The sequence below is a fragment of the Bradyrhizobium sp. sBnM-33 genome (assembly GCF_032917945.1).
In the GTDB taxonomy this organism is placed as follows: Bacteria; Pseudomonadota; Alphaproteobacteria; order Rhizobiales; family Xanthobacteraceae; genus Bradyrhizobium.
Map to the genome: position 1 here is coordinate 5,349,406 of NZ_CP136624.1, position 18,660 is coordinate 5,368,065.

Sequence of the window (18,660 nt, forward strand, 5' to 3'; positions counted from 1 at the left end):
GTGCCCAATTCTGCCAAGAATCGAAATCAGCCTGAATAAGCCATTTAAGGGGAGTGCCCTGGCGTGGCATGGCTCTGCGCATGTCGTCCGGCAACGTCGTGCGCAGGGCCTTCCATTGGGCGAGCACGAAGCGGGTCTTGATGCGCTGGAAGCCCGCCGGTTCACGCTAGCGGGCCTTTCCTTTGTCGGCGGCCGTACAGACGACGTTCTGATGGCGGACTATTTTGAACGTTCCCCCGGCAATGCCCCCAAAGCCCCCGCCGGGGGCCTCTGTGCGGCGGCCCCGGTGCGTTGCGTATGGCCGGGGCCGCTAACCGGTCGATTTAGCGCGGTATGCACATCATGGCTTGCCGACTCCATCGGTAATATGGGCCGCAAGGCGGAGATGGCTGGGATGTGGCCGGGCACACGTTCCGAACCGGCAAACCTTGCTGCCATCCATCGCGGACACAAGCCCCTTCAGACGTGCTGCTGCACCCGACTCCACATCCGCCCCCGGCCAAAGCTGGTTCGGCAAGAGCAAAAGCTACAAAGAAGGCCCCTAAGCAAGCAAAGCGGATCATCATGGCGGTTCCTCGTTGTCTTGAGTGCACGGGTAAAACTGGCGCCGTGATTATCGTTCCTTGCTCTGCTCGGATCCAAGCTGCCGAGTTCCGCAACTATGGGACAGGGTATTCGTTGTCTCGTACGGCGAGATTCCGGAGAAGTACCATCCCAACGGTTGCAGCTAGCGCTAAGCGCTCGACATGGCGCGTGGGCCAGAGAGTAGCCCGCAAGAATAGCGAGGAACGCGGGACCGTCACCGAACAAGATGGTTTGATCAAAGTGAAATGGGATGGTGGTCGGACCAGCTACTTCCGGCACGCTGACGAAGCTAACGTCGAGTTGGAGGCCGCGCCCGAGCGTCAGGCACCTGAGTTGCCCAATTCTGCCAAGAATCGGCCGCAGCCTGAATTAGCCATTCCGGTGGGTGACCGCAGTGGTACGGCCCGGCGTATGTCGTCCGGCAACGTCGTGCGTCGGGCCGCCTTGCTCACCCCGGCACTCTGTTCCACAAGGCGAAGGGTCCGGCGCCTTCTCATTCGATCGCGAGCGTGGACAACCTCATCTCTATCGAGGACCGCGATGAGCCGATGCACTGTATGCGTGGCGTCTCGTGGGCCTGGCGCGATGTATTCTCCGAGGATGCGCCTGGCATCCTCCATAGCTCGCGATAACGATCGCCACGCCGACGATGACACTTTCCATGACGAACCTCCGTCGTTGCGCAACTGGTTTGCAGATACAGTGCAGACAATCGGACACGGGAGGCGAACGCGTGACTGGCGTCAGTTTCTAACTGAGAACCTGGTGGCATCAAGGAGCCTCTGGATGCCTAACGCGGAATGTCCGCTCTGAAAAAATCCCCCGGCTGGTGTCGCAAAGGTGCAGGCCGGGCCTACAGCGACCCAGCACCTGCCAGACGATCGTGGGCCCCTCAATCGTCGTAGTAGTGGCGGCGACGCGGCCGTGGATAGTCGTCATAGTATCTGTCGCCGCGATACCTGCGGTATTGTCGCGCCGCTTGATCCCTCGGGTGAAGAGAGCCGGTCGGATAGCACATGCCGTCGCGAGCACTGATATCCCAACCATGGCCGCACGGCGGCGGACGGACGGGCACGCGGTATTGGATTTCCTGGGCTGGCAGCTCGCTATCGTTCAGGGGGTGAGCAGGTACTCCCAGCTGCAGCGCGAGCACCACGCTGGCAACGTTTAAGAGCATTTCTAATCCCTCCGGTGAGCGGGGAAGTGCCATCGGAGTTTATGCTTTTTCACCTGTAGGGCGGCTGAATTGGACGTTCACGCAGCATTAACACGCAGGATCAAGGCGCCAGCATCCAGCGCGCCTAGCAACCTCACGTTCCCATACGCGCCTGCTCAAAAAGCGGTCTGATATCCGAGCCACGGTGGCGGCATGCCTGGCGGGTGAATTTCGGTTCCAGGTCGGACAGGCGAACGTCGTCGCCCCAGCGGCCGGCGTCGATCAAGACGGAATGCGCACACCGGCAATCGCCGCAGTAGACGATGAGCCGGGTGAGGCCAGACTCTCGCATTTCCCCGAGCGTGATTTTCTGAGCGCGCTGCATCGCCAAGCCGAGCGTTCCTTTTTGGGCCAATAGGATGCGCAAACGAGAGCGAATTGCAATTGCCAGCGCCACTGCGCGATCGAGGGCGGTATCATTCAGGCTTGTGGACATCGCGCGAATCTCCAAAAGTGGACACATTGTGTCCACGGGGAATTTCGCGCTGATCAGCGCATTACCCGCGCCTTTCTGATTAATGTTCTCTGCGGCGTATTTTTTGCGCCAGAATTTCGGTACCCGACAGACTGGACTCTGTGTGGGGAAAAATTTGTACAAGAGAGGTGGAGGACGGATGTACCCCTTCGCCACTGCGGTAGGGCCTCGGCGCGATCCGGGGCCTTACTTTTTGTTCCGGGATGACGAGCTTGCCAGCCCGGCCAGCGCCTCCGTCGGAGCGCCGTCGGTAGCGCCGCCCATCTTTGTAGCCTGCAGCCCGGATACCGGGCTGGACGGCCGGCTTCGGCCAAGTGGTGATTGACGGCCTCTTCTGGCGCCGTTCATCAGAGGCAGCCAGTACCACCAAACATACACACTGCAATTAAGCCGATGTCCTTCCAATAGATTATGCCAAAGGTACCTAAGACTAGGACTGTTGCTCCCACTATCGCCCATCGATCGAAGGGTTTCATTGCTGTTCCTGAGCTACCGATCTGCGGCCGGGGCCGAAATAACGCATGGACGGGGCTGGCTGCGAATCTTGGCGCGCATGCCGGTTGCTGGCGAGAATGCCAACGCTAGCTCCGAGCAGCAGAAACAGCTCGCCTTGCCGGCTCAACCGGCCATGCACCATCGACAGCGCGCTGGCATAGGCGAGCGGGCACAACAAAAACGCCGCGGCGGGTTCTGACGTGCGAACGGCACCAGGCGCAGCGCGGTCGCGGCCATCAACAGCGCCAGCGCGCCGCCGCCCATCCAGCCGAGTTCGATCAGGGCCTGCAGGTTGGCGTTGTGCGGCACCATGCCAAGACAAGAGCGCTGCAGGAAGCCGTCGAGGCCGACGCCGAACGGGCCGGCCTGGCGCACCAGGCCGAGGGCTTCGCCGATCAGCAATTTCCGGATTGCCAGCGAATTGTCGGTCTCGATTCCGCAGGCGGTGCGGACGTCGCTCGCTGGGACGTAGTTTGACGCGGCCGCGGCCGGCGGTATTGCCAGCGCGATCGCGCCGTCGGCGACGGCCTGGAATTGCCGCATGAACTTGGCCGATGTCTGGTGCCGGGCGGCAAGGCCGCAAGCCGCGGCGACGACGATCGTCAGCGCCAGCACGATCGCGCCGCGGCGTTGCTGCCTGCAGCTGGTGATCGCCGCAGCGACCAGGACGGCGCCGACAGTCGCCATCAGTGCAAAACGGATCTGCGAGGCGGCGCGCGGCCAGGTAACTCGCCAACGTCAGCGCCAACGCGATCGTTTCGCTGCGCGCGGCAGGTGCGGCCGCGCTCGAGATCGCGGCGGCCGCGGCGAGCGCACCGAAAGCAAGATCGGTCATGTCGAGCCGGATCGGCTGCCGCAGCGCCAACAGCGCCCGCGCGGTGATCGAGGCGGTGATCGCGGCGCCCGTCGCCAGGCTGTTGCCGCTGGATCCGGCGAGGCCGTAGGTCAGCACCAGGATAGTCGGGCAAAAGTAGCGCGACCGCAAAGGCTGCGGCGCGTGTCGTCGGCAATACCTTGATCATCGATTTTCCCCAGCGGCCCGCTGATTTTTTACGGGCGCGGGGGGCGAAATGCTAGCGGCGGTTGAGTTCCGCTGTGCAAAAAACAAGATTTCGCAACTCGGGAACCTACCGGTCAGTTTGTTTGACGGTCTCAAAGCGCTGCCGATTACCGAATATTCGAACGCCACGCCTTCAGGGTCATTCTCCTCAAACCATTTTCCGCGGCGTCCTCGCTCGCAAACCTTGTCACCAACTTGATTGCTTGTGCGGACAAGTGGAGGCTGGAGCCTGCAGGAGTGCCTCACTTTTAGCCGACAATCTCCCTGACCTTGATGCCGCGCAAGGCCTCGATGCAGTCAGCCACCAAATGCAAGAACTCTTGCCGCTTTATGCGCTTCACCTGACGCCCTTCCATATTAATTAGAATGAACCTCGCCATGTCGTGGGCGACTTCAAACTGCGATTTGCCGGTAACCTCAACGTCTATTCTCTCAGCCATTTCGCTCTCCGCTAGTTGAAATTGGAAGGCAGCGGTTCACTCCAAGACCTCATACTCAAAGGCTACGCCTTCAGGATCGTTTTCTTCGAACCATTTTTCAGCGGCGTCCACATTGGCGAACACCTTGCTGTGCTCGGGATCTCCCACCTGCTTGCTGGTGTTGACGTAAACAAAGACAGTCACTGGTCTCTCTTCAGCTTGCCCTTTCCCAAGTATGATTGGTGCACAAAAAGCTCAGGGCTGGTGTTTGCCGCCTTTCCCACGTCGATGTGGGTGTTGGCTTGTAATGCCTGGAATTGTAAATTTCGATGCCGCGGATCATCACAGGATAGGCCTGGATCACGTCCGTTCCAAAGTCGAGCACATGCGCGTCCAAGTCGGAAGGCAGCGTAAGGAAATCCTCCAGCTTCAACGCGCCGGCTTATCGACTGCAGCGGCTGAGCTTTTGCTGCAGCGGAGGTTGGCAAAGATCGAGGGCCTTTGTGACGAACGGGACCGGCTCAAGAAGGAGGAGGGCGGTCCAACGAGGGGCGCGTGCTTGGGGGCCGGAGTTGGTGATGCGCGATCAACTGAAATGGTACGACGACAAGGCCGACAATTCGGCGTGGCTCGATGCGCTTGCCGAGTTGCGCCAGCGGGCCGCGCGTGAAGGCTACTGCTATCAGCACGTCCAGGCGATCACGGTCGCGATCGTGCGGACGGAGCTTTTCGTAATGAAAATAATTAGAGCGATCACTGGCGTGTTTGGCTCTTCTGGGATTTTGCGGAAGCTTCGGCCTTTCGTAACACGGGACGCAATTGTTCTGAATGTTCGGGATCAAGCGCATAATGCACCGGAATGCCATTGTCCCCCTGAATTGAAAGTATCACTTTGCTGCCGCCTGCCGGAGCAGCCGCCGTCACGGCTACCACCCCCGCGGCACGAACTGAGAAATGGTCGCCAATGGCTAGTTTTTGATTTTTAGCGTGAGCAACCAATTCTACAGCTCTTGCTGCCCAAAGCTCCAGCGCTTCAGGTGCAAAGCGCAGCGTTGTTGTGGATTGATCAGACGCTCGAAACTCCATTTGAATAACGGTACCGTCTGATAGCAATGAAGCTCTCGGCATACCGACGACATTAATTTTTTGCGAGATTGCCCTTCGCCCCTGAGGCTAGTTAAATGGCTCGCCGGTTCACGCTGGCTGCCATTTTCGTTTTTGTTTCTGGATTTGTCCTCTATCGGGCGAGGGTACTGTCCGTATTTGAGTGTCCCAAGTTGAATTTCGCGGTGTCCTAATTCGCACGCAGGCGCCGATGGCCAGTTTCCGAACAAATCTTTGTATACGCCGAGTTCCACGCCACCGTATGTTAGAGGTGCGCCCGTGATTCCACGGAGTGCATATGAAAAAGGGCGACGTGACGTGTTCGTGCGGGGCTGGTTTCAAGCGACTTGAGCTTGCGATGGAGCCGGGCACCAAGGGCGAATACCAATGCCCCGCCTGTGGTGAGGTCATAGAGAAGCTCGACGGCAACAGGTTCGTCGCTTACCGCCTCACCGTACAGCCATCGACTAGGGCCATTCGAGATTAGGCCGCCTCAGATGGCAGCCTACATCTGCCAGGAAACTCGCTGCGGTGGATCAATACCGCGGCGTGCGCGTGCCGACGGCGCCGGTGTACGGGTTCACGTTGCCGCGGGTGCCGTAGTTGTCCATCTGCGTGTTGTTGGGATTGGTCGCCCGCGAGCCGCCCACATAGGTGCCGTGGCTGTTGACGTAGGGTGACACGGCGTGGCTGCGCGAGTTCGAGCCGGTGCCGTAGAGCTGCGCCTGTGCGGCGGTGGCGGTCAGCGTCAAGGCTGCAGCCAAATGATCTGCTTCATTCCCAGTCCCTCCCCATTGGTTTAATTTGCGCGCGGATACAACCATGTGGAGACGGCGGAGTCTATGCCAGTAGCAATACGGAGATGGGCAGTGGCTCTCCCGGGCGGGTATTTATTCTACAAGGCGAAGGGTTCGGCGCCGCTTCATTCGATCAATAGCGTGGACAACCTCATCTCTATCGAGAACGGCTATCAGCCGGTGCACCGTATGCGTGGCGTCGCGCGGGCCAGGTGCAATGTACTCCCCGAGGATGCGCCTGGCATCCTCGTTAGCCCGCAACACGGTGTCTTGATCCGGCTCGGTCATTGGTACGCGCACTACTGAGTGCGGATTCAATTGGGTTACCCTTCGATTGTTCCTAGTGGCATAGCGACTGGCGCGGGTTCACTCCAGAACCTCGTACTCAAACGCCACGCCTTCGGGATCGTTTTCCTCGAACCAGGTTTCCGCGGGCATCCTGATTGGCATGCAGTGATCTAAGGCGCCAATAGTAAAAAGACCGCCCGAAGGCGGTCTCTCTGTCGCTCTGATCGAGAGGTTGGGGGATCAGGCAGCGGCAGCTTGATTGCGACGACGATAGGCGAGGAAGCCAACAGCAGCAAAGCCTAGGATCATCATGGCCCAGGTCGACGGCTCGGGAACGGCAGCAATGGTTGCGCTGAGGTCATCGATCGAGACATTGCCCTCGGAACCAAACGGCAGGATGCGGAAGCCGCCAATTCCATTGGTTGAGTCGACACTGTAGCGGGTGTATTTGCTATCTGCGAAATCGAAGCCGTTGTTGCTGCCGTTATCGGCCGACGGATCCTGCGGTACCACGGGTAATACCGTGCCGAACAGCGTATTGCCGTCCTTGTCGAACACTTCGAGCTGCTGAGCTAGACCGCTGGCGTAATTCAGCATGTCAAACGAGAAATTGGTGATGGTCGCCGCGAATGCGGCGTTGAAGAATATCTTGACCGCGTTACCATCGTTAATGTTGCCGTCATAGATGGTCAGGCCGGTCACGTTGTTGCCGCGATCGTTCGGGTTGGCGAAGAAAGGCTTGGCATTGCTATTCTGGCCAAACCAGCGGCTTTGCCAGTCGGCGAAGTTCGGACTATCGAAGCTTTCAGTGAGGACTGCGGCGTGAGCCGAACCGGCCGCGCAAACGAAGCCGAGCGTCGCCAGAAAGCGGAAAACCTTATTCATCGACGAAAATCTCCTGTTATTTATTTAGCGGCGTTGCCGCTCGCCAGGAGTGTGGATCGTCTGTCGCGTCACTGTCGCGTCATTATTATTAAGATTTTATGAAAGATGCCAACTTCCGCCATATCGTCGATGGAGCTATCTGGCGGCTTGGCGGAGCCGAAACAGCCGCATCCCCGAGCCGGCCAGGCCAACCGAACCAGGCCGCGCCGATGTTTCCGGCACGGTTCCCCGCCCGAAAGCCGATTCCACCGCGCGCTTAGGTGTTCCGTTTTCGGCACCACCAATTCGTAGCGGCTTGCGCTATTGTTCTCCTTTTGTTCTTATTGTCGCCTCACGGGAGACGCGGCAATGCCGGACATCGACTTCATCCGGAATGAGATCGAACACATGCGCACCCAGGTCGGGCGCCAGCGTAAGGAAATTCTGCAGCTTCAGCGCGCCGGCATATCGACTGCAGCGGCTGAGCTTTTGCTGCAGCGGATGTTGGCGAAGATTGAGGGCCTTTGTGACGAACGGGACCGGCTCAAGAAGGAGGAGGGCGGTCCAACGAGGGGCGCGTGCTTGGGGGCCGGAGTTGGTGATGCGCGATCAACTGAAATGGTACGACGACAAGGCCGACAATTCGGCGTGGCTCGATGCGCTTGCCGAGTTGCGCCAGCGGCCGCGCGTAAAGGCTACTGCTATCAGCACGTCCAGGCGATCACGGTCGCGATCGATCAGTACGCTGAGAAGGCGCTCGGCAACCGCGATTACTTTCTCAACAAGCCCCACGGCGTAGGCTGAGCCTCAAAAGACGACGGCACCGAAGAGGCCCCGACTCGCGCAACTCGCCGGTCGAAGCAAAAAACTGTGTCTCGCTTCATTCTCTTCTGATGGTTGTTAGCGCCGCACGGGGTCTGTTGAAGAGCCTGTGGTGTTGGTGTCGCTCTTAACAGCACTGGAGGAACCAGCCCCAGCTGGCCCACCAGTCGCACCACCGGCGGCAGCGGCTGAGGCGTCGCCCGAACCGGAGCCTTGCGCGCTGTCCCGGGTGCCGCTGGAACCCGTCGTGTCGCCCTTGACTGCGGTGGAGGAACCAGCCCCGGCCGGTCCACCCGTCGCGCCGCCGGCAGCAGCGGCATCGCTAGAACTACCAGCTTGTGCAAATGCGAGTGTGGACCCGAGCGTCAGGATTGAGGCCAAAGCGATTGTCGTGAGCTTCATGGGTTGTCCTTTCATAATGATAGAACAACCAGCGCGTTTATTCGAACGTTCCGAGCAAACGCAAAATCTCCATAGGCGCGACCGCAGTGGTACGGCCCGGCGTATGTCGTCCGGCAACGTCGTGCGTCGGGCCGCCTTGCTCACCCGGCACTCTATTCCACAAGGCGAAGGGTCCGGCGCCTTCTCATTCGATCGAGAGCGTGGACAACCTCATCTCTATCGAGGACCGCGATGAGCCGGTGCACTGTATGCGTGGCGTCTCGTGGGCCTGGCGCGATGTATTCTCCGAGGATGCGCCTGGCATCCTCCATAGCTCGCAATACAGTCTCTTGATCCGTGTTGTTCATGGTACGCGCCTACTGAGCGCGGACTCAATTAGGTAGCCCAGCCATCGTTCCTACAGTATGGGCGGCGGCATTCCGCTCTACGGGCCCCGCTGAGTCCGGGGAGCATTCCTGCACCGCGACTATGTATCGGGCGGGAAGTAGTGGCGCAGCGTCAACCGGATGCGACGTAGAGGGCGATAACGATCTCCACGCCGATGATGACACTTTCCATCATGAACCTCCGTCGTTGCGCAACTGGTTTGCAGACACAGTGCAGACAGAGAGTTTTCGGCGAAGGCCAAGATATCGGCTAAGCATTTGATTTCATTGGTGAGCGCGGAGGGACTCGAACCCTCGACCCCATGATTAAAAGTCACGTGCTCTACCGCCTGAGCTACGCGCTCACTCGCCGCGCTGTGTAGGGGGCGGGCCCCTGCGGGTCAATAGCACAAGCGCGGCAAATTCGTGGTTCGCTTGCTCCCAATTCCCTTTAGGTAGCTAAAGGTTAGTTCGGACTCTTCAAGCGGCGGCGGTTACTTGACCTCGCGGCGAATCTCGGAGGCGACCGGCTGGGACTGGGTGTTGACCGTCGGCAGGGTGACCGGGCGCAGCCCGATCAGTTCCGCCGTCCGCACCGCGCTGTTCCGCCAGAAGGCGAAGGAGTTGATACGGGAGTTTTCCAATACCGCGATCGCGACCGCCGCGAGGAACGGCAGGCTTTGCAGCACCAGCACGCCCGCGAAGATGTAGATCTCGCGCACCTCTTTGTAGCCGTTCGTGACGACAAGCACCGCGGCGCCAATCAGCAGCAGGATGCCGATCACGGCTTCCCAGAACGCCTGGAATTCGATCGACATCCGCGACAGCCCGCCCTTGGAGGTGCGGGCGAAGGCGAGATGCTCGGTGATCAGGCCCTGCGCCACCGCGCGCGACACCGTCCATTGCACGCTCATGGCCGCGATCATCGCGCCCAGCATCTGGCCGGCCTTGATCTTCACCCGCAAGCGATAGAGCGCGAGGAAGTGGATCAGCGAGACGGCGAAGGAGGCGATGATCGGCAGCGTCAGGATCTTGTCGGGAACAGCGATGTCGGCAAAGGCCACGATCGGCACCCAGATCAGGTTGAGGATCGCCACGACGACGCCCAGGCTTTCGGCGCCGAGCCAGTTCAACCAGCCCAGCGAAAATTCGCGGCGCTGGTCCGGAGTCAGCCGGCTCGCGCCGGGCAGGAAGCGCCGCCAGTGCTTCTTGACGATCTGGAAGCCGCCATAGGCCCACCGGTGACGTTGCTTCTTGAACGCCTCATAGGTGTCGGGCAGCAGGCCCTCGCCATAGCGGACGTTAGTGTAGTGCGTCAGCCAGCCTTGCTCCTGGATGGTCAGGCCGAGATCGGTGTCCTCGCAGATGGTGTCGCCGGACCAGCCGCCGGCCATGTCCATCGCGGAGCGGCGGATCAGGCACATCGTGCCGTGCACGATGATCGAGTTGAACTCGTTACGCTGGACCATGCCGATGTCAAAGAACCCGGCATATTCGCCGTTCATGATGTAGTGCATCAGCGAGCGGTCGCCGTCGCGATGCTCCTGCGGCGCCTGCACCAGGCCGACGCGCGGATCGGCGAACACCGGTACGAGATCCTTCAGCCAATCCGGATGCACGACATAGTCGGCGTCGATGATGCCGATGATCTCGGCATCCGCAGCCGTGCGCTCCATGGCAATGCGAAGCGCGCCGGCCTTGAAGCCCTGCACCTTCTCGGCGTTGATGAACTTGAAGCGTTCGCCGAGCGCACGGCAGTGGTCCTGGATCGGCCGCCAGAATTCCGGGTCGGGCGTGTTGTTGATGATGCAGACGCATTCGAAATTCGGGTAGTCGAGCCGCGACACCGCATCGAGCGTCTGCTTCAGCATCTCGACCGGCTCGTAGTAAGCGGGGATGTGAATCGAAACCTTCGGGAAGGCGACGTTCTCGCCGATGGTGGCGGGCGCTAACGGCGCGCTCTTGGTGATCAGCCGGCGCGGGCCGCGGCCGAAGGCGATCGCGGCGATTTCGTCGATGCGCGCCATCGCGATCAGGATCAGCGGAACCAGCAGGATCAGGCCAAGCGTCAGCGCAAATGCCGAGCCGAACACGAAATAATGCCCGGCCCAGTAGGCGAACACGGTGGAAACCCAGGCGCCGACGCCGTTCGCTGCCGCTGAAAGCACCAGCGCCTGCATGATTGTCGGCTGCTCGAGCCGCAGGATCGGCAGCGACATCAGGATGCCCATCAGCAGCGCGATCCCAGCCAGCTTCCAGTAATTCTCGTTCACGATCGGGCCGGTCCACGCGAATTTCGGTTCGCGATTGGCATCGAGGATGCCCCAATAGGGGCCGACGCCGCCTTCGAAGAATTTCCAGGGCTGATCGATCGCCTCAACGATGTTGTAGTCGATGCCGATAGCTTCGGCGCGGGTGACGAAATTCCGCAGCACCGAGGCCTGCTCGAACGGGCCGGGCTCGGCATTCCTCAAATTGTATCCGGCGCTCGGCCAGCCGAACTCGGCTATCACGATCCGTTTGCCGGGAAACTGATCGCGCAGTAGCTGGAACATGGCCACCGCCTGATCGACGGCTTGCTTGTCGGTGAAGTTCTCCCAATAGGGCAGCACGTGCGCGGCGATGAAATCGACAGAGGACGCAAGTTCCGGATTGTCGCGCCAGATGTTCCAGATCTCACCGGTCGTCACGGGAACGTTGACGGATTTCTTGACCTGCTTGATCAGCTCGACCAGGTCGGTGATCTTCTGCTCGCCGCGGAAAATCGTTTCGTTGCCGACGACGATTCCGTTGACGTTGCTGTTGCGCTTGGCGAGGTTGATCGCCGCCTCGATCTCGCGCTTGTTGCGATCGGAATTCTTGTCGATCCAGGCGCCGACGGTGACCTTCAGGCCGAATTCGGCAGCGATCGGCGGCACCAGTTCGACGCCACCAGTCGAGGAGTAGAGACGAATCGCGCGCGTGATCGTCGAGAGCTTCTTCAGGTCGGCGCGGATCTTTTCGATCTGCGGAATATTGTCGATGTCGGGATGCGCCGAACCCTCGAACGGCGCATAGGAGACGCTCGGCAGAATGCCTCTGAAATCGGGCGCCGCCTGCTTTTCCTGGAACAGGCCCCACAGCCCGGCGTGAGCTGCGGTCACAAACAGCAGAACGGCGACGACAGCGCGCATCGGAGGCTAAACCATACGGGGCTGCAATTTATGGGAAGCGAACCTGTCCCCTAGGTTCGACCGAGACGGCGGCATCATCAGGATAGTCCTGCCCTGCGTTTTCACAACTGGTATGACGCCATGACTTTTTTAAGGACGGCGTTTTAAGGGCGCGAGCAATCCATCCGAACGCCGGATCAATAGGATCGTTCCTCTGAACGTATCCTGAATGCCGGACGTCTATTTCGCTGGGGTAGGCGCGGGGCTGGGGGCTGGCGAGGGCGAAGCGGCCGGCGCAGGCGGCGCATTGCCGGCGGTCGCAGGTGCCGGGCTGGCTGCTGCAGCCTGCGGCTGGGCGCCCGGATTGATCCAGCAGACGTGAATGCGGCTGTCGAGGGTTTCCGCCACCTTGGGATCGATCTGTCCGCCAAAACGGGTCAGGCAGCGGAAGGTGGCCTGGACATGCCCGCCTGGGCAGCCGAACCGGTCATAGAGATCGAGGTGCCGGAACGCGGTATCCAGGTCGTCTCGCCACATCAGGCGAACCACCCGGCGGCCGAGCCAGACGCATTCGGGATTTCCGGCCGGGCCGTTGATAACCTGGGCTGCCTCGACGAATTCGTCGGTCTTGCGCTGGTTGTCCTTGTTGGCGTCGGCGGCCGGCGCCTTGCCTTGCTGATCCTGCGGGGCCGGGCTGCCGCTCTGGGCAAACGCCCCGCCCGATCCGATCAGAAGGGCCAGGCCGGCAGCGGCGAAGCGCCTCAAAACCGCAACTCTTGGATCAAGCAACCGTCGACGCATACATTCCCCGATCAATTTCCTGCCGCGAACGGCTGGTGTGGTGTTCTGGCTTGTTGCCGCCCAAATAGGTCCCCAATGCGGCGGAAACATCCGGCGATTCACATGACGGGTATTTCAGATTTTGTCCAGCAAAGTCACAACTTTATCACGGGCGCTGGTAAACTGCCGCAGGGACGGCGGCAGAATAGGGCGATCGTGCATCTTGGCAGAACGCCGATGAACGGGTAATCGACGGTCCCCGCCCGGAGGATGGAACCGATTTCTCTTCGTACGCCGCTGGCGCTTCTCCTTTCATCGCTAGGTATGATCGCGGCTCTTTGGTGGTGGCTCGCCTCGCCGATTACGCTTCCGCGCGCGCCGATCGACCCCACTGCCAAGCTGCAATGCGTCTCTTACGCACCGTTCCGCGGCGCGCAGACACCCTTGATCCCGAGCACACAGATCCTTCCTGAACAGATCGCGGAGGACCTGGCGCAACTCGCCAAGATCACCGACTGCGTGCGGACCTATTCGATCGAGAATGGGCTCGACCAGGTCCCGGCGCTGGCCGCCAAAGTCGGGCTGAAGGTGATCCAGGGGATCTGGCTCTCGAGCAACCGGATCAAGAATCTTGCCCAGATTTCGGTTGCGATCGAACTGACCAAGGAACACCCGGACACAATTACCGCACTGGTAGTTGGCAACGAGGTGCTGCTGCGCGGCGAGATGACGACATCGGATCTCGCGGCCCACATCCGCTCGGTCAAGTCGCGGGTCACCGTGCCCGTCACCTATGCCGACGTTTGGGAGTTCTGGCTGCGTAACCGCGAAATCTATGACGCGGTCGATTTCGTCACGATCCACATCCTGCCGTATTGGGAAGACATGCCGGTGCGCGCGAAGCACGCCGCCGGCCATGTCGACGATATCCGCAAGCGGATGGCGGTGGCATTTCCTGACAAGGAAATCCTGATCGGCGAAACCGGCTGGCCGAGTGCGGGGCGGATGCGCGAAGGCGCGCTGCCGTCGCGCACCAACCAGGCGCGCGTGGTGTCCGAAATCCTTGATCTGGCCAAGCGCGAAAAATTTCGGGTCAACCTGATCGAGGCCTATGACCAGCCGTGGAAGCGTCAGCTCGAAGGCACCGTCGGCGGCTATTGGGGCATGATCAATGACGCGCAGCGGGCAGTGAAATATCCGCCCGGAGAGCCGATCAGCAATTATCCGTTCTGGAAACTGCAGATGGGATGCGGGATGGCGCTCAGCGGCTTCGTCTTCCTGGCGGGCTGGCTGACGTTGCGGCGGCGGCCGTGGAAGCCCGGGCTGGCAGCCTGGATCGCGGTCGGGACATCGGCGACGACCGCCGGCATGCTGCTCGGGGTCGCCGCCGACAAGATGTTTTACGAGAGCTACGGCGCCGGCGGCTGGCTGCAATGGGGCGCGCTGCTGGCGGCCGCCATTGCGTCACCGATGCTGTGTGCGAACGCCGCGATGTCGGGGCGGTCGCTGCCGACCTTTCTCGAATTGTTCGGACCGCGCGAGGGCCGGACCAAGTCGGTGCTGACGGCGCTGTTGGGGCTCGTGCTTGTCGTCACCACGCTGATCGCAGCCGAAACCGCGCTCGGCTTTACGTTCGATCCGCGCTATCGCGATTTTCCGTTCGCTTCGCTGACCATGGCGGTGGTGCCGTTCGCGGCGCTGATGCTGCTCAACCGGCCGAAGGACGGCGTTCGCCCGATTGCCGAATCCGCGTTTGCCGGCCTGCTGGTCGTGGCCGCGCTCTTCACCGGCTTCAACGAAGGCAATCAGAACTGGCAGGCGATGTGGACCTGCGCGATCTATTTGCTGCTGGCGCTCACGCTGTGGCGGGCGCGGGCCTTGCAAATCCCAAAATGAGCAGGCCGATCGCAATTCCCGACAGCGCGATATTGTAGAGCACGATCCCGAATCCCGCCGCGATCAGCCCGCCGGTCAACAGCACGATCGACGGCCGCATGACGTGAAGCGTCGCAATGATCAGCGCGACGATGCCGAACACCGAATTCTTGAACAAATAGGTGGCGAGCGTCCGCGACTTGCACAGCATGGTCTGCAGGCCGGCGTCGCAGGCCAGCGCCACGGTCGAGAACTCGATCGCGAGGTAGCGCAGATAGAGCGCGTAGCCGACGGTGAGGAAGCCGACCACCAATAGGAATTGGACTTGATAGGGCGTGAGCCGGAACGGGGATTTTTTCATCGGCGCAATATGGTCGGGATTGGCGGCCGGGACAAGCGTTCGCCCGCAACGAGAATGCAAGTCAGAATTTCGTCGTAACGTCCTGTAGCCAAAAGCTTATTGTGGATTCTTCCTGCCGAAAATGGACGACAATGTCGGCTGTGTTGTGGCCGGCGGCGGTTCGGGCTTGTTCTGCACCTCCTCAACGACTGTCGCCGCCGACTGCTTGGCAATCGCGCGCCGCCGCGGGCCAGGCTTGGCGGCAGTGGGCGGGGGATCATCGGATTTCACCGACAGCCGCTGGCCATCGAAGATCGCGGTTTCGCAGGGGCGGTTGTTTTCGGCCATGATGGCGCAGATCCTGGCGGCGGCGCCGGCGTCGTTCAGCGGACCGGCGACCAGGCGAAGCTGCATGCCGAGGCCGTTGGTGCCTTCCTTCACGACGATGATCGGGCGCAGTGCCGTCAGCGGCGCGTTCGATCTGGATTTCAGCAGCCCGCGCCACAGCGCGCGCAGGCCGTTCACCGAATTGGCGCTGCCGAGATCGACCCCGAACTCGGTCCGCTGCAGCGATACTTTTGGCGCAGTGGCGTCGTCCGCCTCCGCATCTGATGGCGCCGACGCCACGACGTCGGGAATCGGGCTTGCGATCACCGGGCCTGAGGCCTTGCCCGGTTCGATCAGCTTCCCGGCGGCGGGATCGGGCGGAGCCATCATAGACTGCGCCGCCATCAGAGGGGTGGCGGGCGAAGGCTTTGCGGGCTCCGGCTTGGCGGGCTCCAGCGTGGCGGTGTCGGCCTTTACCATCTCGGCTTTGGCCGTTTCCGGCTTGGCGCTGTCCGCTTTGGCAGCGTCGGTCTTCGCCGCATCCTTTGCCGCGTGTGAAACCGTTGCCGGGGAGGGCTCGGCGTTGGCGGCAGTGGGCTTGTCCGCGGCGGGCGTACTTGCCACTGGTGCGACGCTTGGCGACGGCGGCTTTTGGGCGGCCTGCGGTTCCGCATTTGCAACGGGCGCCGAAGCCTGCGCGGAACCGTGGCGGGCGATGGCCCCGGTGACGGATTCGAGCCCCTGTTCCAGGCTGGTGACACGGGAATACAGCCGGTCGCGGTCGCCGTTCAGCGTATCGATCGCGGCGGCGAGCCGCCGCGCCTCATTCTGGGTTTCCCTGGCCACGAGCTGAATTTGCTGCGCCTGCCGGGTGATATCGGCGGCGGCGACCTGTTCGCGCTTCAATCCAAAGGATGACTGGTTGGCCATTACGGCCAGAATCACCGCAGCCGTGGCGCCGACACCCCAGGATCCGATCCGCCACAGCGCGCGGCGGTCGAGCTCATCTTCGTCGGCCAACAGGTTGCTCAGCACGCCGCCGCTGTCATCCGCCTCGAAGTCTGCGAGATGGTCTGGTTTCCTGGCCAAGCGCCCCTGGCCCTCCTCAAGGCCCGCCGAATCACAGGGCAAACATTAACAGGAAAAGCGACGCCCACTTGTTTCAGGACGTTTTCGGGGCGGCGAATCGGTTTGATCTCCGGGGGAAAACAATTAAAGACGGCCGGCAACCTAGTTCGCCTGAGGACCAGAATGACCGCTCGATCCAGCCTGACTGTCGTGCTCGCGGCCGGTGAGGGCACGCGCATGCGATCCTCGCTGCCGAAGGTGCTGCACCAGGTCGCCGGCCAGTCGCTGCTGGCGCATGTGCTGGATGCGGCCCCGCACGGCGCGGGCGCCTCGCTCGCGGTCGTGATCGGGCCGGACCACAAGGCGGTCACTGAGGAGGTCAAGCGCGTCCGCGCGGATGCGGCGACCTTCGTTCAGGCCGAGCGCCTCGGCACCGCGCATGCCGTTCTGGCCGCCCGCGACGCCATTGCGCGTGGTGCCGACGATTTGCTGGTGGTGTTCGGCGATACGCCGCTGATTTCGCCAGAGACCTTCGCCCGGCTGCGCGCGCCGCTGCAAGAAGGCGCGGCGCTCGCCGTGCTCGGCTTCCGCGCCGCCGATCCGACCGGTTACGGCCGGTTGCTGCTTCAGGGCGATCGGCTGATGGCGATCCGCGAACATGCCGACGCGACGGACGAAGAGCGCAAGGTCACGCTGTGCAATGCCGGCGTGATGGCGTTCGACGGCCACAGAGCGCTCGAAATCCTCGACCGGATCGGCAATGCCAACAGCAAGGGCGAATATTATCTGGTCGATGCCGTAGCAATTGTCAGGGAAATGGGATTGGAGGCCGTCGTGATCGAAACCAGCGAGGACGAAGTGCGCGGCATCAACAACAAGGCCCAGCTCGCGGAGGCCGAAGCGGTGCTGCAGGCGCGGCTGCGCCAGGCGGCGCTCGATGCCGGCGTGACGCTGATCGCGCCGGAGACGGTTTATCTCGCCGCCGATACCAAGTTCGGCAGCGACGTCACCATCGAGCCGTTCGTGGTGATTGGCCCCGGCGTCACCATCGCCGACGGCGCGGTGATCCATTCATTCTCGCATATCGTGCAGACCTCGATCGGCAGACACGCCTCCATCGGTCCCTATGCGCGCCTGCGCCCAGGCACTTCGCTCGGCGATGGCGTTCGGATCGGCAATTTCGTCGAGACAAAGGCCGCGACGATTGAGGCGGGCGCCAAGGTCAACCATCTCTCCTATGTCGGCGACGCCCATGTCGGCGCCAATTCCAACCTCGGCGCCGGCACCATCACCTGCAACTATGACGGCTTCTTCAAGCACAAGACGCTGATCGGCGAGGGCGCGTTCGTCGGCACCAATTCATCGCTGGTGGCGCCGGTGAAGATCGGCAAGGGCGCCTATATCGGCTCGGGCTCCGTCATCACCAAGGATGTGCCCGACGACGCGATGGCCGTGGAGCGCAGCCCGCAAAGCAACCGCGAAGGTGGCGCCGCGCGCTACCGCGAAATGAAGATGCGGGCGAAGGCTAAGAAAGAGGGTTAAGCGCGGGCTTGTTAAGCTTTCCGCTTAAGACTGTCTCAATCGGCAATAAGGTTTTCGGTCGAAAATGCCGTGAATGGCCCGGCACATTGCGGACACTCGCGAAGCCCGCCGCAATGCCATCGCAGCACGATTTAGCAATTTGGCTACCAATTGGTGGCAGCATTCCGTCCATTGCAGACAGGTCGCGATCGGCGACAGCGAATTCCGAAAGGCTCTAACCCGACCAGCCCGGTTGGCGGTCTCTTTCCTTTGGAGAGGCCCACTATGTTCAAAGGCTTTGTAATGGCAGCCTTGATGCTGCTTGGTGCGTCGCAGCTAGACCAGTATCTCACCCACGGTCGGTATACCGACGCCTCCATATCGATGCTGAGGCAGATCAGGCACTCGTTCGGTATTTGACCTGCAACCCGGCTGGCGTTGGCTGAATTGCAACCGCCCGTTAGAGCATGATGAAATCGGATTTGATTGCGACCACGAAGAAGGTGCGCTCCCTCTCCCGCTTGCGGGGGAGGCATAGGCGGCCCATGGCCGCCGTTCTTTAGTAGAACGCCGATGCGGAGCATCGGCTATGGGTGGGGGGTGTCTCCGCGGGCGACACTGCCCGAGTGGAGAGAGCCCCCACCCGGCGCTTCGCGCCGACCTAAGAGCGAGCTTCGCTCGTCTCGACCCCCCGCAAGCGGGAGA

General features: G+C 61.5%; 14 protein-coding genes, 1 tRNA gene and 1 pseudogene. 4 read left to right on the forward strand and 12 right to left on the reverse strand.

Features of this window, described 5'->3' with window-relative positions; translation table 11 throughout:
• Positions 1–1,477: 1,477 nt before the first annotated feature.
• The 5 genes from RX328_RS25015 to RX328_RS25035 all read right to left on the reverse strand — a co-directional run bounded on the left by RX328_RS25015 (position 1,478) and on the right by RX328_RS25035 (position 4,454).
• The gene (locus RX328_RS25015; protein WP_213255041.1) at positions 1,478–1,762 is read right to left on the reverse strand and encodes a hypothetical protein; all 285 of its coding nucleotides are present in this window, start codon (positions 1,760–1,762) and stop codon (positions 1,478–1,480) included.
• 133 nt (positions 1,763–1,895) lie between these two features.
• Positions 1,896–2,237 (reverse strand): hypothetical protein, encoded by a 342-nt coding sequence (locus RX328_RS25020; protein ID WP_249727037.1) that lies wholly within the window; start codon positions 2,235–2,237, stop codon positions 1,896–1,898.
• Between the two features lie 657 nt (positions 2,238–2,894).
• Entirely contained in the window at positions 2,895–3,458 is a 564-nt protein-coding gene (locus tag RX328_RS25025) for a hypothetical protein (RefSeq protein WP_213255039.1), read from the reverse strand.
• 621 nt (positions 3,459–4,079) lie between these two features.
• A complete protein-coding gene (locus RX328_RS25030) occupies positions 4,080–4,271 on the reverse strand; it encodes a hypothetical protein (protein ID WP_213255037.1) in 192 nt (63 codons plus the stop codon).
• Between the two features lie 36 nt (positions 4,272–4,307).
• A complete protein-coding gene (locus RX328_RS25035; RefSeq protein ID WP_213255034.1) occupies positions 4,308–4,454 on the reverse strand; it encodes a hypothetical protein in 147 nt (48 codons plus the stop codon).
• 374 nt (positions 4,455–4,828) lie between these two features.
• Between RX328_RS25035 and RX328_RS25040 the strand changes: the two genes are divergently transcribed.
• On the forward strand, positions 4,829–5,236 hold the full coding sequence (locus RX328_RS25040; RefSeq protein WP_213255032.1) for a hypothetical protein: 408 nt from the start codon (positions 4,829–4,831) through the stop codon (positions 5,234–5,236).
• A 654-nt stretch (positions 5,237–5,890) separates the two neighbouring features.
• On the opposite strand, the gene RX328_RS25045 is transcribed toward RX328_RS25040, so the two are convergent.
• Positions 5,891–6,106, reverse strand: a complete 216-nt coding sequence (locus RX328_RS25045; RefSeq protein WP_249727035.1) for a hypothetical protein — start codon at positions 6,104–6,106, stop codon at positions 5,891–5,893.
• 573 nt (positions 6,107–6,679) lie between these two features.
• Positions 6,680–7,324: a PEPxxWA-CTERM sorting domain-containing protein gene (locus tag RX328_RS25050; RefSeq protein WP_213255027.1), complete on the reverse strand. Its 645-nt coding sequence runs from the start codon at positions 7,322–7,324 to the stop codon at positions 6,680–6,682.
• A gap of 580 nt (positions 7,325–7,904) precedes the next feature.
• On the opposite strand from RX328_RS25050, the pseudogene RX328_RS43830 reads away from it, so the two are divergent.
• Positions 7,905–8,107, forward strand: a pseudogene (locus RX328_RS43830) (hypothetical protein).
• Positions 8,108–9,181: 1,074 nt separating this feature from the next.
• Here the strand turns inward: RX328_RS43830 and RX328_RS25060 are convergent.
• The 3 genes from RX328_RS25060 to RX328_RS25070 all read right to left on the reverse strand — a co-directional run bounded on the left by RX328_RS25060 (position 9,182) and on the right by RX328_RS25070 (position 12,845).
• A tRNA-Lys gene (locus RX328_RS25060) sits at positions 9,182–9,257 on the reverse strand.
• Positions 9,258–9,386: 129 nt separating this feature from the next.
• The gene (locus RX328_RS25065) at positions 9,387–12,065 is read right to left on the reverse strand and encodes a glycosyltransferase (protein ID WP_213255025.1); all 2,679 of its coding nucleotides are present in this window, start codon (positions 12,063–12,065) and stop codon (positions 9,387–9,389) included.
• A gap of 219 nt (positions 12,066–12,284) precedes the next feature.
• The gene (locus tag RX328_RS25070) at positions 12,285–12,845 is read right to left on the reverse strand and encodes a beta-1-3, beta-1-6-glucan biosynthesis protein (protein ID WP_213255024.1); all 561 of its coding nucleotides are present in this window, start codon (positions 12,843–12,845) and stop codon (positions 12,285–12,287) included.
• 249 nt (positions 12,846–13,094) lie between these two features.
• Here RX328_RS25070 and RX328_RS25075 point away from each other — a divergent pair, with 249 nt between their 5' ends.
• Complete coding sequence (locus tag RX328_RS25075) at positions 13,095–14,720, forward strand: beta-(1-6) glucans synthase (protein ID WP_213255022.1); 1,626 nt, start codon at positions 13,095–13,097, stop codon at positions 14,718–14,720.
• Here RX328_RS25075 and RX328_RS25080 read toward each other — a convergent pair.
• Both RX328_RS25080 and RX328_RS25085 read right to left on the reverse strand, forming a co-directional pair.
• Positions 14,680–15,060 carry a hypothetical protein gene (locus tag RX328_RS25080; RefSeq protein ID WP_213255020.1) on the reverse strand — a complete coding sequence of 127 codons (381 nt, stop codon included), beginning with the start codon at positions 15,058–15,060 and terminating at the stop codon, positions 14,680–14,682. The genes RX328_RS25075 and RX328_RS25080 overlap by 41 nt on opposite strands.
• Before the next feature lie 96 nt (positions 15,061–15,156).
• A complete protein-coding gene (locus RX328_RS25085) occupies positions 15,157–16,455 on the reverse strand; it encodes a hypothetical protein (protein WP_213255017.1) in 1,299 nt (432 codons plus the stop codon).
• A 162-nt stretch (positions 16,456–16,617) separates the two neighbouring features.
• Here RX328_RS25085 and glmU point away from each other — a divergent pair, with 162 nt between their 5' ends.
• Positions 16,618–17,976, forward strand: a complete 1,359-nt coding sequence (gene glmU / locus RX328_RS25090; RefSeq protein WP_213255015.1) for a bifunctional UDP-N-acetylglucosamine diphosphorylase/glucosamine-1-phosphate N-acetyltransferase GlmU — start codon at positions 16,618–16,620, stop codon at positions 17,974–17,976.
• Positions 17,977–18,660 lie beyond the last annotated feature (684 nt).

What these genes read in the sequence shown, in the direction of transcription:
- RX328_RS25065 (WP_213255025.1), bottom strand. Translation starts at nt 12,065, where the DNA reads ATGCGCGCTGTCGTCGCCGTTCTGCTGTTTGTGACCGCAGCTCACGCC.
- RX328_RS25070 (WP_213255024.1), bottom strand. Translation starts at nt 12,845, where the DNA reads ATGCGTCGACGGTTGCTTGATCCAAGAGTTGCGGTTTTGAGGCGCTTC.
- glmU (WP_213255015.1), top strand. Translation starts at nt 16,618, where the DNA reads ATGACCGCTCGATCCAGCCTGACTGTCGTGCTCGCGGCCGGTGAGGGC.
- RX328_RS25015 (WP_213255041.1), bottom strand. Translation starts at nt 1,762, where the DNA reads ATGCTCTTAAACGTTGCCAGCGTGGTGCTCGCGCTGCAGCTGGGAGTA.
- RX328_RS25025 (WP_213255039.1), bottom strand. Translation starts at nt 3,458, where the DNA reads ATGGCGACTGTCGGCGCCGTCCTGGTCGCTGCGGCGATCACCAGCTGC.
- RX328_RS25030 (WP_213255037.1), bottom strand. Translation starts at nt 4,271, where the DNA reads ATGGCTGAGAGAATAGACGTTGAGGTTACCGGCAAATCGCAGTTTGAA.
- RX328_RS25020 (WP_249727037.1), bottom strand. Translation starts at nt 2,237, where the DNA reads ATGTCCACAAGCCTGAATGATACCGCCCTCGATCGCGCAGTGGCGCTG.
- RX328_RS25040 (WP_213255032.1), top strand. Translation starts at nt 4,829, where the DNA reads ATGCGCGATCAACTGAAATGGTACGACGACAAGGCCGACAATTCGGCG.
- RX328_RS25050 (WP_213255027.1), bottom strand. Translation starts at nt 7,324, where the DNA reads ATGAATAAGGTTTTCCGCTTTCTGGCGACGCTCGGCTTCGTTTGCGCG.
- RX328_RS25075 (WP_213255022.1), top strand. Translation starts at nt 13,095, where the DNA reads ATGGAACCGATTTCTCTTCGTACGCCGCTGGCGCTTCTCCTTTCATCG.
- RX328_RS25080 (WP_213255020.1), bottom strand. Translation starts at nt 15,060, where the DNA reads ATGAAAAAATCCCCGTTCCGGCTCACGCCCTATCAAGTCCAATTCCTA.